The sequence below is a fragment of the Pseudodesulfovibrio mercurii genome (assembly GCF_000189295.2).
In the GTDB taxonomy this organism is placed as follows: Bacteria; Desulfobacterota; Desulfovibrionia; order Desulfovibrionales; family Desulfovibrionaceae; genus Pseudodesulfovibrio; species Pseudodesulfovibrio mercurii.
This window is the reverse complement of record NC_016803.1, coordinates 1390043-1404445: the sequence shown is the minus strand read 5'-3', so window position 1 is coordinate 1404445 and position 14403 is coordinate 1390043. Positions and strand designations below refer to the sequence as shown.

At 64.0% G+C, this 14403-nt stretch carries 14 protein-coding genes and 1 tRNA gene; 5 read left to right on the top strand and 10 right to left on the bottom strand.

What is annotated here, in order from left to right; translation table 11 throughout:
• Window positions 1-143: 143 nt before the first annotated feature.
• From DND132_RS06485 to DND132_RS06475, 3 genes are read right to left on the bottom strand one after another with little or no spacing between them, the layout of a single operon-like run.
• Window positions 144-2249 (bottom strand): CHASE2 domain-containing protein, encoded by a 2106-nt coding sequence (locus DND132_RS06485; protein WP_014321912.1) that lies wholly within the window; start codon window positions 2247-2249, stop codon window positions 144-146.
• 1 nt (window position 2250) lies between these two features.
• Window positions 2251-3150, bottom strand: coding sequence for a M48 family metalloprotease (locus DND132_RS06480; protein WP_014321911.1), 900 nt, complete (start codon window positions 3148-3150; stop codon window positions 2251-2253).
• Window positions 3147-3629: an SH3 domain-containing protein gene (locus tag DND132_RS06475; protein ID WP_014321910.1), complete on the bottom strand. Its 483-nt coding sequence runs from the start codon at window positions 3627-3629 to the stop codon at window positions 3147-3149. The genes DND132_RS06480 and DND132_RS06475 overlap by 4 nt, the downstream gene beginning before the upstream one ends.
• Before the next feature lie 254 nt (window positions 3630-3883).
• On the opposite strand from DND132_RS06475, the gene DND132_RS06470 reads away from it, so the two are divergent.
• From DND132_RS06470 to purT, 3 genes are all read left to right on the top strand, one after another.
• Entirely contained in the window at window positions 3884-4705 is an 822-nt protein-coding gene (locus DND132_RS06470; protein ID WP_041915951.1) for a nitroreductase family protein, read from the top strand.
• Window positions 4706-4803: 98 nt separating this feature from the next.
• Window positions 4804-4879: transfer RNA gene (locus DND132_RS06465), tRNA-Ala, on the top strand.
• 284 nt (window positions 4880-5163) lie between these two features.
• Window positions 5164-6345, top strand: a complete 1182-nt coding sequence (gene purT, locus DND132_RS06460; protein ID WP_014321908.1) for a formate-dependent phosphoribosylglycinamide formyltransferase — start codon at window positions 5164-5166, stop codon at window positions 6343-6345.
• 426 nt (window positions 6346-6771) lie between these two features.
• Here the strand turns inward: purT and allE are convergent, their stop codons facing one another.
• The 7 genes from allE to DND132_RS06425 all read right to left on the bottom strand — a co-directional run bounded on the left by allE (window position 6772) and on the right by DND132_RS06425 (window position 12815).
• Entirely contained in the window at window positions 6772-7551 is a 780-nt protein-coding gene (gene allE, locus DND132_RS06455; protein ID WP_014321907.1) for a (S)-ureidoglycine aminohydrolase, read from the bottom strand.
• An 83-nt stretch (window positions 7552-7634) separates the two neighbouring features.
• On the bottom strand, window positions 7635-8630 hold the full coding sequence (gene ilvC / locus DND132_RS06450; protein WP_014321906.1) for a ketol-acid reductoisomerase: 996 nt from the start codon (window positions 8628-8630) through the stop codon (window positions 7635-7637).
• A 27-nt stretch (window positions 8631-8657) separates the two neighbouring features.
• Window positions 8658-9917, bottom strand: a complete 1260-nt coding sequence (locus tag DND132_RS06445) for a Zn-dependent hydrolase (protein WP_014321905.1) — start codon at window positions 9915-9917, stop codon at window positions 8658-8660.
• Between the two features lie 20 nt (window positions 9918-9937).
• A complete protein-coding gene (locus DND132_RS06440) occupies window positions 9938-10666 on the bottom strand; it encodes an amino acid ABC transporter ATP-binding protein (protein ID WP_014321904.1) in 729 nt (242 codons plus the stop codon).
• Window positions 10647-11303 carry an amino acid ABC transporter permease gene (locus tag DND132_RS06435; RefSeq protein WP_014321903.1) on the bottom strand — a complete coding sequence of 219 codons (657 nt, stop codon included), beginning with the start codon at window positions 11301-11303 and terminating at the stop codon, window positions 10647-10649. Before DND132_RS06435 ends, DND132_RS06440 begins: the two co-directional genes overlap by 20 nt.
• Entirely contained in the window at window positions 11300-11968 is a 669-nt protein-coding gene (locus DND132_RS06430) for an amino acid ABC transporter permease (RefSeq protein WP_014321902.1), read from the bottom strand. The genes DND132_RS06435 and DND132_RS06430 overlap by 4 nt, the downstream gene beginning before the upstream one ends.
• A gap of 49 nt (window positions 11969-12017) precedes the next feature.
• Complete coding sequence (locus tag DND132_RS06425; RefSeq protein ID WP_014321901.1) at window positions 12018-12815, bottom strand: transporter substrate-binding domain-containing protein; 798 nt, start codon at window positions 12813-12815, stop codon at window positions 12018-12020.
• A gap of 327 nt (window positions 12816-13142) precedes the next feature.
• Between DND132_RS06425 and DND132_RS06420 the strand changes: the two genes are divergently transcribed.
• Both DND132_RS06420 and DND132_RS06415 read left to right on the top strand, forming a co-directional pair.
• Complete coding sequence (locus DND132_RS06420; protein ID WP_041915723.1) at window positions 13143-13841, top strand: FadR/GntR family transcriptional regulator; 699 nt, start codon at window positions 13143-13145, stop codon at window positions 13839-13841.
• An 88-nt stretch (window positions 13842-13929) separates the two neighbouring features.
• Window positions 13930-14376 carry a CGGC domain-containing protein gene (locus tag DND132_RS06415; protein WP_014321899.1) on the top strand — a complete coding sequence of 149 codons (447 nt, stop codon included), beginning with the start codon at window positions 13930-13932 and terminating at the stop codon, window positions 14374-14376.
• The last annotated feature ends 27 nt before the right edge of the window (window positions 14377-14403 follow it).

Here is a 14403-nt window from a genome sequence, read left to right as displayed (position 1 = left end):
CGACAGGGGTTTTATCTCAATGTCCATGGACGGTTGGGATTCCCCTCGGAAGGGCGGGGCAATGGGCCGCAAAGGGCCGTGGGACGCTGTTTCCGGCGGTTTTGGCCGATGGCGGGCCGGGCCGGAATGGGATCGGGAAGGGGCTATTTGCCGGTCATGGTCCAGACCCCGTCCCACTGCTCGGGCGGGTCGGCGGCCAGCTCGGCGCACTTGACCGCGTATTTCCCGGCGGCCGGGTCGCGCGGGGCGATGGCGGCAAAGGTCACGGCCGCGGCCCGGAAGTCGCCCGCCCGGAACAGGGCCAGCCCCTCGGCGAACACGGCCAGGTCCGCCTGCCGGGCGCGGTGCTCCTCCCCGGACAGGGGCTCGAACACGGTCACGGCCTCCCGCTTGCCGACCACGCGCAGGCGGGAGAGTTCCCGCGCCGGGATCTCGCCGCCCAGCCGGTCCAGGGTGGCCTGCGAGACCATGGTGTAGGTGCCGAACCGTTTGTTGATGGACTCCAGCCGGGAGGCCAGATTCACGGCGTCGCCGAGCATGGTGTAGTCGAACCGCTCCCGTGAGCCGAGGTTGCCGACCACGGCCGGGCCGGTGTTCAGGCCGATGCGCATGAACACGTCCGCGTGGGTGCGCTCCCGGAGGGCCGGGCGCATCTCGGCCAGCTTCGCCTGGCAGGCCAGGGCCGCCCGGACCGCGAGCAGGGCGTGGTCTGGCTGGTCCAGGGGGGCGTTCCAGAAGGCGATGATGGCGTCGCCCTCATACTTGTCCACGGTCCCCTGGTGGTGGTGGATGATGTCCGTCATGGCCGAGAGGTAGTCGTTGAGCACCCCGGTCAGGGCCTCGGGGTCGAGGCCCTCGGAGATGGAGGTGAATCCCTGGAGGTCCGAGAAGAAGATGGTCAGCTCGCGCCGTTCGCCGCCCAGGGTCAGGCGCTCCGGGTGTTGCAGGAGCTGGTCGATGACCTTGGGGCTGAGATACTGCCGGAAGGCGGACTTGATGAACTGCTTGCGGCGGCCCTCTGTGGCGTATTTCCAGGTCCCGGCCAGGAACAGGGCGACGAGGCATCCGGTCAGCTGCACGGCCATGCCCGTGCGCACGCCCTGGGCGTACAGGATTGCGCCGTAGGCCACGGGCAGGGCCAGGGTCCCGGCCGAGGCCGCCACCGCCGCCCACAGGCTGGTCAGCAGGGCCACGCCCAGCCCGCCGAGCACGGCGAAGAGCAGGGTCGTGGCCGCGTCCGTCCAGGCCGGGGCCGGGCGCAGGAAGTCCCCGGACAGGAGGTTGTCCAGGGCCGTGGCGTTGATCAGCACGCCGGGGGAGACCCCGCCCATGGGCGTGGGCCGCAGGTCCAGGAGTCCGGTGGCGGAAAAGCCGAAGAGCACGTGTCTGCCCTTGAGGTCCGCCGGGTCGATGACCGGCTCGCCGCCCTCGGCCAGCCGCATGCCGCTCTCCATGAGCGCGGCCGCGCCGTAGGCGGTGTAGGCGTTGCGCCCGCGGTAGTTGAGCAGGGCGTCCCCTTCGGGCGTGAGCGGAATCCTCGTCGCGCCCACGCGCATCTCGTCCGGGGCCAGGGTCACGGGTTCGGGCCGGTCCGCCAGGAATGCGGCCAGGGGCAGGGAGGGCGCGTACCCGCCCGCGAACCGGACCAGCAGGGGCAGCCGCCGGTAGACGTTGTCCGCGTCGGGCGGGACGTTGACGTTGCCCACGGAAAGGGTTCCGCCGGTCAGGTCCGGGATGGGAAAGGTGGCCACCTCGGCTCGGCGCAGGACCGCTTCGCCGCCGACCGTGAAGGACGGCGCGGGCACGTGGGCGGGCCAGGTCCGGCTCGATCCGTCCGACCGGGCGAAGGAGGCCGCGAGCACCGCCCGGCCCATGGAGCGCAGAGCCCCGGCCAGGGCCTGGTCGTCGGCCACCCCGTAGACCGAGGGCTCGGTGAAGATCACGTCCATGGACAGGGAGGCCGCCCCGGCGCGTCGGCAGAATTCGACCATGGGCGCGTAGGCCTGACGGGGCCAGGGCCAGCCCAGGCCGAAGGAGGACTTGGCCCAGTCCAGGGACTTCTGGTCGAGCAGGACCAGCCGGATGCGGTCCGTGGCCGCGCCGGGGTGCGCCAGGGCCCGGACCCGGAGGTCCCGGGTCAGGTTCTCCGGCGCGTCGAGCAGCCCCGTCACCTGCGCGTCCAGGGCCAGTGCCGCCCCGATGAGGCCGAAAAGGAGTCCGGCCAGGACCTTTCTCAGCCTCCGGGACACCCTACAGCCCCTTGGTCATGCCCGCGAACCGGTCGCAACGCGGCTTGATCGGCGTGGGCCGGTGGTAGGTGCCGATCATGGCCAGGACGTTGTTGATGCGGTCCGTGGGCGAGGGGTGTGTCCGGGCGAAGCCCGTGCTCTGCGGGGTGAAGCGCATGCGCATGGCGTTGAGCACGTCGATGATGGCGTCCGGGTCGTAGCCCATGCGCTGCATGATGACCACCGCGTCGTGGTCCGCCTCCTCCTCGAAGGAGCGCGAATACCCGCTGTCGATCATGGTCGTGGTGATGTCCTGGATGGAGTCGTCAAAGGCCTGGGTCACTTCCTTGAGCTTGCCCCCGGACAGGGTGGCGGTGCCGGTCAGGGCCAGGGCCGTGGCCCCCTCGGTGATGCGTGACTTCTGGATGGCCTGGAGCCCGTGTTTGCGCTGCACGTGGCCGATCTCGTGGGCCAGGACCGAGGCCATGGCGTCCTCGGACCCGCAGCAGCCGAGCAGCCCTCTGGTCACGAACACGAACCCGCCGGGCGCGGACAGGGCGTTGATCTCGTCGCTGTCCAATATAAGGAAATGATAGCCGCCGAAGGTCTCGGGCCGGTCCGAGGCCTGGGCCAGGGCCTGGCCCATGACGTTGACGTAGCGCTGGCCGTTGCGGTGGTTGCAGTAGCGGTAGCGGGACAGGATCACGGCGGCCACGGACCGGCCGATGTAGTGTTCCTGTTCCGGGGTGATGTCCTGGAATCCGGAGATGAGCTTCTTGCCGGACTTGAGCATGGCGGTGACCTCGTCCGGCAGGACGTCGGTCAGTTCGTCGAACAGCCCGGCAACGGCCCGTGACACCAGGGGGGAGAGAAGCAGCGGTGCGGCCAGGCCGAGCCCTTTGATGAATTGTCGGCGGTTCATCGGTCGCCTCCGAGTTCGCCCACCCGGAGGAACTCCCGGATGTACTTCTGCGGAACCACGATCTTCTCCATCTCGTCCACCTTGGCGTAGTCGAGCCGGGTCTGCCGCTTGTACTGGTCCTCCACCTGCTTGTTGAACCCCTTGCCCGCCAGGGCCAGCTCGTCGGAATCGGCCGCGGCCGCCACGTCCTTGTCCGTGGGATTGAGCACGATCTCCCGTTCGGTCAGGGCGGAGAAGTGCATCCAGCCAGCCCGGCCGTCGCCCAGGGACTTGACCTGCCGCCAGTCGCCCTGTTCGCCGGTCAGGTCTACCTGGTCGCCGTATTCCAGCTCGCCGACCACCTTGCTCAGGAAGCCCGGCTTGTCCCGGAGCTGCCCGGCGCGTACCTGGACGCTCATGACCTGGGCGGCCCAGGCCAGGGCGGCGGCCAGGACCACCAGTCCGGCCGCGGACAGCAGTGTGCGCATCGTCCGTTGCATCGCGTTCTCCTTCATGTGGCCCACGGGTCCCGTTTGTCGCGGAGCCCCGGCGCGGGCGTCGTCTCGCCGCATCATACTCGTCTCTATACCAAAACCGCGTTGTTGTGAACTTGGCCGACGCCCCTTTTCAGACCGCAACGCGGCGGAAAGACGTGATTCCTACCTCCACGGAACCGCCGCACGGGAAAGTGCCTGCTTCCGCTTGCGGCGTAATCTGGTATGGTGGCCGGAAACAATCGGAGGAAAGAATGGTCATGTTGCATTTCACGGTGGATGCGGACAAGTGCACCCGTTGCGGGGAGTGCGCCAGGGACTGCCTGTGGGGTGTCATCGAGATGGACGGTTTGCCCGTGGTCCGGCCCGAAAACGAGGCCCGCTGCATCGAGTGCCAGCACTGCCTGGCCGTGTGCAAGCCCGGCGCCCTGAGCGTCTTCGGCAAGGACCCGGCGGACAGCCTGCCCCTCAAGGGCATGTTCCCTGACCCGGCCCGGATGGAGACCCTGCTCATGGGCCGCCGCTCCACCCGCCGTTACCGCGGGGAGGGCGTTGACCCGGCCCTCATCCGCCACCTGCTCGAGGTCGTGTCCCACGCGCCCACGGCCGTGAACCGCCGCCAGACCACCCTGACCGTGGTGGACGACCCGGCCATGATGGACCGGCTGCGCGCCGAGGTCACGGCCGAGGCCCTGAAGTTGCTGCACGAGGACCGCTTCCCGGCGGGCTGGGAGCGCATGGCCGACTATGTGCGCGGCTGTGAGGACGGCACGGACGTGCTCTTCCGCAACGCCCCGCATCTGCTGGTGGCCTCGGCCCCCAAGGACGCGCTCTCGCCCATGGCCGACTGCCACATCGCCCTGAGCTACTTCGAGCTGCTGGCCAACAGCCACGGCCTGGGCACGGTCTGGAACGGCATCGCCAAGGCCATGTTCACGGCCATCGTCCCGCAGTTCGCGGCCCGGCTGGGCATCCCGGACGACCATCAGATCGTCTGCGTCATGTCCTTCGGCCTGCCCGCGGTCAAATACCACCGCACGGTCCAGCGTCCGGGCGGCACCATCCGCCGCGCCGAGTTCTGACCGCCCCCTGGAAAAACGTTCGGACCCGGTGAAATTTGAACACATTTTCTGTTGACAAAAACCGTCCCCTTGGGACAAGTTGACTTTCCCAACGCCGTGGGGCTGTAGCTCAGTTGGGAGAGCGCTTGAATGGCATTCAAGAGGTCGTGGGTTCAATTCCCTCCAGCTCCACCAAGAATGTTAAAGGCCTAGAAGGTTTTCCTTCTAGGCCTTTTCTCGTGGAACAGGCAAAAGAATATACAAATGATATCGGAAGGATATCGGAGTGGTCACAGCCGGAACGCCCCCCCGGTGGTACGCGGCGTGAACCCACTCCTGTCCTCCCACGGGCTGCCTGGTTCGATGAGAGCCGTATTCACCCGGAAATCGAAAAGAACAATCCTTCCAATTCCGGGGGAAATTTGGCATAGAGGCTCCTTGCGTAACGCCTGATATTAATTAATTCAAAGGGACTTGCTATGACTATATTAGGAACAGCCAAAACTGCATCGGCAAAGAAAATGATGCTTCTTGGTGGTGGTGAACTTGGTAAGGAAGTTGTGATTGAAGCGCAGCGTCTTGGCATTGAGGTCGTTGTGGTTGATCGCTATGAAGATACTCCTGCCATGCAGGTGGCGCACCGTTCCTATGTCATGTCCATGTTGGATGGCGATGCGCTTCGTCGAGTTATTACGGAAGAGAAGCCGGACTATATCGTGCCTGAGATTGAGGCCATTGCCACGTCTACGTTGGTCGAGCTTGAAAAGGAGGGATTCAATGTCGTCCCCACTGCCAATGCGACCAGGCTGACAATGGATCGTGAAGGCATTCGGCGTCTTGCCGCCGAGGAAGTCGGCCTGACCACCTCGCCTTACCGCTTCGCCGATACGGAAGAGGAATATCGGGCGGCAGTGGCGGAAATCGGCATTCCCTGTGTGATCAAGCCCGTCATGAGTTCTTCCGGAAAAGGCCAATCCACTGTGAGAAGCGAGGCCGATATCCAAAAGGCTTGGGAGTACTCTCAGTCCGGCGGCCGGACCGGTAAAGGGCGCGTCATTATCGAAAAATTCGTACCTTTTGATTATGAGATTTCCCTTTTAACCGTGCGTCACATTGATGGAACAACGTTTTGTGAGCCGATCGGGCATCGGCAGGAAAACGGGGATTACCGGGAATCCTGGCAGCCGCAACCCATGAGTGAGGCGGCCCGTGCGAAAGCGCAGGAATATGCACGCAAGATCACGGACGCCTTGGGTGGGCGTGGCCTTTTCGGGGTCGAACTCTTTGTCAAAGATGATGACGTTATCTTCAGTGAAGTTTCCCCCCGCCCGCACGATACGGGATTGGTGACGGTCATCTCTCAGGATTTAAGTGAATTTGCCCTGCATGTACGGGCTGTCCTGGGCTTGCCGATTCCGGGTATCCGTCAATACGGAGCCGCCGCTTCGAGTGTAATTCTATCCAATGGCACTTCGGACAAGCCCGCCTTTGACGGTGTTGATGTCGCGCTTCGCGAGGCGGATACCAAGGTGTTGATTTTCGGGAAAGGCGAATGCGCCGGAGTCCGGCGTCTTGGCGTTGCCTTGGCGCTTGCCGACGACGTCGAGGGTGCGGTGGAGAAGGCCAAAAGAGTTTCTTCTGCTGTGACTGTCTTGTATTAGTAGTACGTCCCACTCATTCTATGGTTGACGAAAGTCTGTAGCGCGGGGGCGTTGCGCTCGTTTCTTTCCCCTTGAATTCGGCTCGTCCATTACACATAAAAAGCCGAGTGCGATCATACGCACTCGGCTTTGTTTATCGCATCGCCATCGCTTCGGTGGGTAGGCTTTCCGTTCAGTGTTTGCCGGGGAGCTTGGATTACAACCACACGCGAAGAAAATGTTGCCTTGAAGACCGTGTCATTCCGCAATACGTTCATAGTAAACGAATCCCGTCCTGGAATGGCATGCAAGAGGTCGCGGGTTCGATTCCCTCCCGCTCAACCATCAGAAGGGCAAGGGTTCCAAGTCAATGCTTGGAACCCTTTTTCGTGCCTTGTGGCGGAGTTCGGGAACCGGTCCGCCCTGTGTCCGCCGCTTCCGGCGGGGCTAGATGGCCTCGTCGCGGTGGCAGTCCTTGGAGTAGATGTACTCCATGCGTTCCAGGCCGGTGCCGTAGCAGGCCTGCTTGCAGAACGGGGCGATCCAGATGAAGTCGCCGGACTCCACGGGCAGCCAGACCTCGTCCAGCAGGTAGAGGCCCTGGCCCTGGTAGATGTACATGCCGTGCTCCTGCACGTGGGTCTCCACAAAGGGATGGCAGCCGCCGGGCAGGAAGGCCAGGGTGTGGAAGTTCATGTCAAAGGCCTGGTCCACGGGCAGCAGGTCGCGGATGAACACGTTGTCCATCCCGTCGTACAATCCCTCTTGCATGTCGCGGATGGTTCCGCTGACCTTCCACGGCTGTTTCATGGCCGGGTCTGGATGGGGGATGAAGCGCTGCTTGTAGAGGAGGATGGTCACCGGCGCGTCGCCCCTGGAGGCGAAGCCGATGCCCTCGCCGGGCGGGGAGTAGATGTAGCCCCCGGCGGCCAGGGTCTCGGTTTGGCCGTCCACGGTCACGTCGAGGGTCCCTTCGCCGTCCATGACGAACAGGAAGGTCTCGATGTTTTCGGCCCGTCCGTAGGGCATGGTCGTCCCGCCTTCGGTGGAGACCGTGCCCACCAGCTGCACGAAGTTGGCGCCCAGCTTGGGTGAGGCCAGGATGGACAGGGTGCAGCCCGTGATGCCCGGCACCACGTTGTTGACCCTCCCCTCGGTGGTGATGACCGCATATTTGCTCGGTTCGTATGATGACCGGTTTTTCAGAAATCCGTCAGGATAAGGCATGGTAAACCTCGTTGGTTCGGCCTGCTTTGCATTGGCCCGGAATGGGGGAGAGGTCGTTTCCCCCGCTCCGGGCGAGGGGTGTGCTACTTGCCAAATTTCTCGCGCCAGATCGTGCCGGTCTGCTCCATGTCGGACTCGGCCCAGGTGCGGCGCATGCGGTTCAGGGTCGGCATGCCGAGGGAGAACTCCTGGAGCCAGTTGCGGGCGAAGATGCCGCGCTCGGTCTCGGCGAAGATCTCTTCCATGGCCTTTTCGTTGATGACGCGCGGGCCGCTGTGACGCACGGCGAACTCGCAGGTGCGGCTGGCCCGGGAGGTAAGATACGCTTCAATGCCCACGGCGTCGATATCGTCGATGATGGAGCGGATGGAGCGGATCGCCTTGGCATAGGCGAAGGAGCGGGGATACCCGTTCTTGACCATGATGTTGTACATGGTCCGCATCAGGTGGATGGTCCCGCCGTAGAGGACCTGCTCCTCGTAGTTGTCGCCCTCGGTCTCGTGCTGGAAGGTCATGTCCACCACGCCGACGCGGGTGGAGCCCACGGCCTTGGCGATGGCCAGGGCGGTTTCCCGGGCGTGGCCGCTGACATCCTGGTCCACGCTGACGCAGCCCCAGATGCCGGAGCCGTCCTTGTACTTCTGCCGGGTCACGGGGCCGGGGCCGTTGGGCACGAACAGGACCACGTCCACGTCCTTGGGCGGCTTGATGGTCCCGTAGAGGATGGCGAAGCCGTGGGCGAAGCTCAGGGTCTGGCCCGGCTTGAGGTGGCCGTGGATGGATTCGTAGTAGACCGACGGCTGGGCCGGGTCCTGGAGCAGGATGTGGACGATGTCCGCCTTGTCCACGGCCTCCTCGATGGAGTAGACCGTGAAGCCGTCGGCCTCGGCCTTGTCCCAGCTGGAGTGGCGGGTGCGGTCGCCCGCGCCCACGATGATCTTCACCCCGCTTTCGCGCATGTTCATGGATTGGGCGCGGCCCTGGCTGCCGTAGCCGATGATGGCCACGGTCTTGCCGTCCAGCACGGACAGGTCCACGTCTTCGTCACGGTAGATTTTTTCGAATTCGATGTCGCTCATGTTCATTCCTTTATGTGTCGGTGCGGTTCAGTCCGCCATGGCGTAGGACACGCCTTCCGGGTCGTTGCCCGTCTTGATGATGCAGTTCAGGAGCACGTCGGCCCCGGCCGCGCAGTCCGCCCAGGAGGTCTCCTCCACCTCGGCATGGCTGCGCCCGCCGATGGAGGGCACGAAGATCATGGCGCTGGGCGCGAACTGGTTGATGTACACGGTGTCGTGAGATGCCCCGGAGACCATGTCCAGGGCGGGCAGGGCCAGCTTTTCGGCCGATTCATGGATAAGGGCGACCAGTTCCGGATGAAACGGGGCGCGCTCGACGGCCCAGGTCCGGCGGATGTCCACGGTGCAGCCCGTGGCTTCGGCGTTTTGCCGGATGGCCGTCTCAATATCCGCGCACACGCGGTCGGTTTCGGTCTCGTCCCAGCCCCGGATGTCTATGGTGAAGTGGACGTGGCCCGCGATGACGTTGCGCGAGTTGGGCGAGGGATGCACTTCGCCCACGGTGGCCACCACCCCGTCGGCGTTCAGCCCGATGTCGAAGATGCGGGAGGCCATGCGGGAAAAGGCGTAGATGGCGTCCTGCCGTTCGTTCATGGGCGTGGGCCCGGCGTGGTTGGGCACGCCCTGAATCTCCACGTCGTACCAGCGCAGGCAGACGATGCCCTTGGGCACGCCGATGGTTTTGCCCCGCCGTTCCAGGACCGGTCCCTGCTCGATGTGGTACTCGAAATTGGCATGCAGGGGGCGCGGGTCGAAGTCCTCCGCCCCCTTGTAGCCGATGCGCTCGAGTTCACCGCCGAAGGTCAACCCGTTGCGGTCGGTCAGCCCGTACATGGCCTCGCGGTCGAGCTTGCCCGCGAACACGCCGGAGCCGGTGGTGCCGGGGGTGAAGCGGCTGCCTTCCTCGTTGGTCCAGTTGACCACGATCAGGTCCCGCTCAAGGGTCACGCCCGCGTCGTTCAGGGCGCAGACCGCCTCCAGACCGCCGATGATGCCGAGGATGCCGTCGAACCGGCCGCCCTGGGGCTGGGAGTCGCAGTGGGAGCCGGTCATGACCGGGGCGAGCGACCGGTTCTTCCCCGGTCGGACGAAGAACATGTTGCCCATGCGGTCGATGTGCGTCTCGCAGCCGGCGGCCTCGAACCACGCTTTCAACCGGTCGCGGGCGTCCCGGTCCTCGTCGCTCAGGGCCAGCCGGGTGACGCCGCCGTTGGGGGTTGCCCCGTACTCGGCGATCTCGGTCAGGAACCGTTGCAGCCGTTCGGGATTGGTGTGGATGGTATGCATTTGCTTCTCGCGGTTGGAAGTTAATCTATGGCCTGGATGAACGAGGCCAGTTCCGGGGTGGTCGGGGCGGCGAAGAGCGCCTTGGGGTCGCCCTGCTCGTGGACCTTGCCCTGGTGCATGAAGATGAGCTTGTCGCCGACCTCGCGGGCAAAGCGCATCTCGTGGGTGACCATGATCAGGGTCATGCCCTCCTCGGCCAGCTTGCGGACCACCTCCAGGACCTCGCCCACCAGTTCCGGGTCCAGGGCCGAGGTGATCTCGTCGCACAACAGTACCTTGGGCCGCATGGCCAGGGAGCGGGCAATGGCCACCCGCTGCTGCTGGCCGCCGGACAGCTGGTCCGGATAGGCGTTGAACTTGTCGGCAAGGCCCACTCTGGCGAGCATTTCCTCGGCCAGGGCGCGGACCTCGACTGCCTCAGCCTTCTTGACCTGTCTCGGGGCGAGCATGACGTTTTCCCCGGCGGTCAGGTGGGGGAACAGGTTGAACTGCTGGAAGACCATGCCCACCTTCAGCCGAAGGGGGCGGAGGTCCTTTTCCATGCCGGTCATGCGCTCGCCGTCGATGACCAGGATGCCGTCGTCAAAGGACTCCAGACCGTTGAGGATGCGCAGCAGCGTGCTCTTGCCGGAGCCGCTGCGGCCGATGACGGCCACGACTTCGCCTTCCTTGACCTTGAGATCGACGCCCTTGAGGACCTCGTTGTTCCCGAAACTCTTGTGAATGCCCTCAGCGGCTACAAGCGGCATGGAGCCTCCTTTCCACCTGTCTGGCCAGGGCCGACAGCGGATAACAGATGATGAAATATCCCACGGCAACCATGCCGTAGACAAGCAGCGGCCTGAATGTCGCGTTTGAGATCATGGAACCGGTTTTGGTGATTTCCATGAAGCCTATGATCGAGGTGACCGCGGTTCCCTTGACCACCTGGACGGAGAACCCCACGGTGGGGGGCACGGCGATGCGGACGGCCTGCGGCAGGATGACGAAACGCAGCTGTTGCCAGCGGCTCAGGGCCAGGCTTTCCCCGGCCTCCCACTGGCCGTTTGCGATGGACTCCACGCAGCCGCGCCAGATTTCGGCCAGATAGGCGCTGGTGAACAGGGTCAGGCCCAGCGCGGCCGTGATCAGTGGCGAGATGTCGAAGCCGAGCAGCCCGACGCCGAAAAAGATCAGGAAGAGCTGCATCAGAAGCGGCGTGTCCTGGAAGAATTCGATGTACGTCCGGGCCGGTCGGGACAGGGCGGGGCGCGGCGAGATGCGGCCGATGAGGATCAGCAGGCCGACCATGCCGCCCGACACGAAGGCGATGAGAGACAGCCCGATGGTCCAGGCCGCTCCCACGAGCAGATGCCGGACAATGTCCCAGAGGGTGAATTCGATCATGCCGTCCTCCCGAAGATGAACCGGTGCCCCACGACATTCAGGCATTTGCGCACCACGACCGCCAGCAGGAGATATACGAGCGTGCTGAAGGCGTAGATCTCGAACGCCCTGAAGGTTCGGGACTGGATCAGGTTGGCGGTGTAGGTCAGCTCCTGGGCCGCCACCTGGGAACAGACGGAGGAGCCGAGCATGACGATGATGATCTGGCTGCACAGGGCGGGCCAGACGTTTTTCAGGGCCGGCCGCAGGATGACGAAACGGAAAGTCTGCCACCGGCTCAGGGCCAGGGACTCGGCAGCCTCGACCTGGCCGCGCGGGATGGACTGGACGCCCGCCCGGATGATCTCGGTCGAGTAGGCCCCGAGGTTGAGGGCCATGGCCAGGAACGAGGCCTCCCATCCGCTCAGCTTCACGCCGAGGGCGGGCAGGCCGAAAAAGATGAAGTAGAGCTGGACGAGGAACGGGGTGTTCCGGACACACTCCACGTACACGGTGTAGACCGGGTGCAGGATCTTCAACTTCCAGGCCCGGGAGACCGCGCCGAGAATCCCGGCCCCGATGCCGACGGCCGACCCGAGGGCGGTCAGGAGCAGGGTCGTCAGCGCCCCGCCCACGAACAGGTCCCAGTTGTTGATGATCGGCTCTATGGAAAATTGATATGACATGGCATGGCCTTGACGGGGCGGGAGGGCTGTCTCCCGCCCCGGATGGTGGCTACAGGTTCTCGGGCAGGGGGTTGTGCAGCCACTTCTCGGAAATGGCGCCCAGGGAGCCGTCCTTCTTGGCGCCGGCAATGATGGCATTGACCTTGGCCATGAGCGCGGGCTGATCCTTGGCGATGCCCACGTAGCAGGGCGAATTCTTGATCATGAACTTGGTCTCCAGCATCTTGGCGGGCTTTTTCTCGTTGATGGAGGCGGCCACGACATTGCCGGTGGCGACCAGATCCACCTGGCCGGTCTGGTAGGCCGCAATGGTGGAGCTGTTGTCCTCGAACCGTTTGATGACCGTGGACTCGGGCGCGACCTTGGTCAGTTCCAGATCCTCGATGGAGCCGCGGGTGACGGCAACGGTCTTGTCGGCCAGATCGGCGGGTCCGGCGACCTTTTCGTCGCTGGTGCCGAAAACGCCGTTGAAGAACGGGGCGTAGGCGTCGGAGAAGTCGATGACCGCTGCCCGTTTGGGGTTCTTGCCCAGCGAGGAGATGACCAGATCGACCTTGCCGGTGGTCAGGTAGGGGATGCGGTTGGTGCTGGTGACCGGGACCAGCTTGACCTTCACGCCGAGCTTGGCGGCGATCAGGGAAGCCATGTCTATGTCATAGCCGAGGGGCTGCATGTCCGGGCCGACGGAACCGAAGGGGGGGAAGTCCTGGGGCACGGCGACCTTGAGGACTCCGGCGTCCTTGATCTGTGAAAGGGTGTCCGAAGCCAGGGCGGGGCCGCAGGCAAGGACCAGGGCCAGCATGCACGCGAGGACCATCTTGCAGAAGGTGCTGATCGGGGTTTTCATGTTCTCTCTCTCTCCAATTGATGTTGCGGTAAACACGGTTTTTTACCAGCCGGTATGACCGGTAAGTCCTTGGTGGTACAAATTGTAAATATTGTCAATATTAAAAAATTAGCTTTTAAAAAATAGTTAAAATTTAACAAAAAGGTGTAAAAAGTGGGATTTGCCTACAAAGTTGTCGGTTCATAAAAAAGAGGTGGACAGAGTCCTGGTGAGTGTGGTGTAGAGGTGAATATAAACTGGTCTGACCGCACGGTCTGCGTTTTGCCGGTCGGATGGTTTGCTTCAGCCCGGGAAAGCGCGGGAGGCAATGTGAGCAAGGAGAACACTGTGGGACGCAAGTCGCGGTCGGACGAGGCCGTGGAGAGCATCGAGGCCATGATCGCCGACAACGGGTGGGGCAGCGGGTTTCAATTGCCGTCCCAGCGGGCGCTGGCCGAGGAGTTGCCCTTCAGCCGACCGACCATCCGGGAGGCCCTGGTGACCATGGAGGCCAGGGGACGGATCGAGATCAGGCCCGGCAAGGGCATGTTCCTGGCCGGAGGCGAGCCGGGCGGGACGGCGCCGTCCTCCGTCGCCAAGGTGCAGATTCCCAGGGAGTTGTCCGGCCGGGTGTCCCAGATGTACCAGTTCCGCTACGCCATCGAGCCGGCCATTGCCGGGCTGGTCGCGGTCAACGGGACCAACGCGCAGATCGCGGACATGAATGCGGTGGTGGAGGCCATGCGCAAGGCCATGGCCCGGCAGGATTACGCAGCCTTCTTCGATCTCGATTTTTCCTTCCACACCCTGATGATCGAGGCCGCCAACAACAGGTTTTTCACCGAGGCCATCTCCCCGTTCATGGAGCTGTTTTTCGAGAGCCAGAAGCTGCCCCTGGCCTTTGACGAGGGCGTGGTCGAGACCGTGTGCGAGCATGAGGAGCTGATGCGGCACATCCAGGCGGGCAACGCGGCCGAGGCCCATCGGGCCATGGAGCGGCACATCCACGGCGTGGCCAAACGGGCACGGGTCGAGCTGGTGGAGTAGCCCGGCCGGGCGATATTTCCAGACACAGGCATTTCGGCGGAGTCCTGTCCCTGAGTTCGTGCCGGGTCGTCCCGGTAAAGGAGTTGTTATGAGCAAGCCGATCAAGATCGGGATTGTCATCTGTGACCGCTACCGGACCTGCGCCGGTGGCAAGTGCCTGCGGGCCATGCGCGAGCGCGCGGGCGCATTTTCCCTGTATGAAGGCAAGGAGATCGAACTGGTCGGGTACACCACCTGCAACGGCTGTCCCGGCGGCAATGTGGAGTATCTGGGCGACGAGATGGTCCGAAACGGCGTGGACGTCATCCACCTGGCCACCGGGCTTATCGTGGGCTACCCTCCTTGTCCGCACATCGAGACCTTCAAGTCCTTTCTGGAAACCCGGTACGGGATCAAGGTCGTCGTCGGCACCCATCCCATCCCGGAAAAATACCGCCTCATGCACACGAAGCTCGGCTCCTGGGAAACTCCGGAGTGGCAGCCCGTGCTTGCGGCCTCCATTGCGGACGAGGCGACCCGCAAGGCATACGACTAATCGGCAAGGCCACGCCTCTTGTCCCTG

Coding starts and splice junctions, on each gene's coding strand:
- DND132_RS06480 (WP_014321911.1), bottom strand. CDS start 3,150: ATGAACCGCCGACAATTCATCAAAGGGCTCGGCCTGGCCGCACCGCTG.
- DND132_RS06475 (WP_014321910.1), bottom strand. CDS start 3,629: ATGCAACGGACGATGCGCACACTGCTGTCCGCGGCCGGACTGGTGGTC.
- DND132_RS06470 (WP_041915951.1), top strand. CDS start 3,884: ATGTTGCATTTCACGGTGGATGCGGACAAGTGCACCCGTTGCGGGGAG.
- purT (WP_014321908.1), top strand. CDS start 5,164: ATGACTATATTAGGAACAGCCAAAACTGCATCGGCAAAGAAAATGATG.
- allE (WP_014321907.1), bottom strand. CDS start 7,551: ATGCCTTATCCTGACGGATTTCTGAAAAACCGGTCATCATACGAACCG.
- ilvC (WP_014321906.1), bottom strand. CDS start 8,630: ATGAGCGACATCGAATTCGAAAAAATCTACCGTGACGAAGACGTGGAC.
- DND132_RS06445 (WP_014321905.1), bottom strand. CDS start 9,917: ATGCATACCATCCACACCAATCCCGAACGGCTGCAACGGTTCCTGACC.
- DND132_RS06440 (WP_014321904.1), bottom strand. CDS start 10,666: ATGCCGCTTGTAGCCGCTGAGGGCATTCACAAGAGTTTCGGGAACAAC.
- DND132_RS06435 (WP_014321903.1), bottom strand. CDS start 11,303: ATGATCGAATTCACCCTCTGGGACATTGTCCGGCATCTGCTCGTGGGA.
- DND132_RS06430 (WP_014321902.1), bottom strand. CDS start 11,968: ATGTCATATCAATTTTCCATAGAGCCGATCATCAACAACTGGGACCTG.
- DND132_RS06425 (WP_014321901.1), bottom strand. CDS start 12,815: ATGAAAACCCCGATCAGCACCTTCTGCAAGATGGTCCTCGCGTGCATG.
- DND132_RS06415 (WP_014321899.1), top strand. CDS start 13,930: ATGAGCAAGCCGATCAAGATCGGGATTGTCATCTGTGACCGCTACCGG.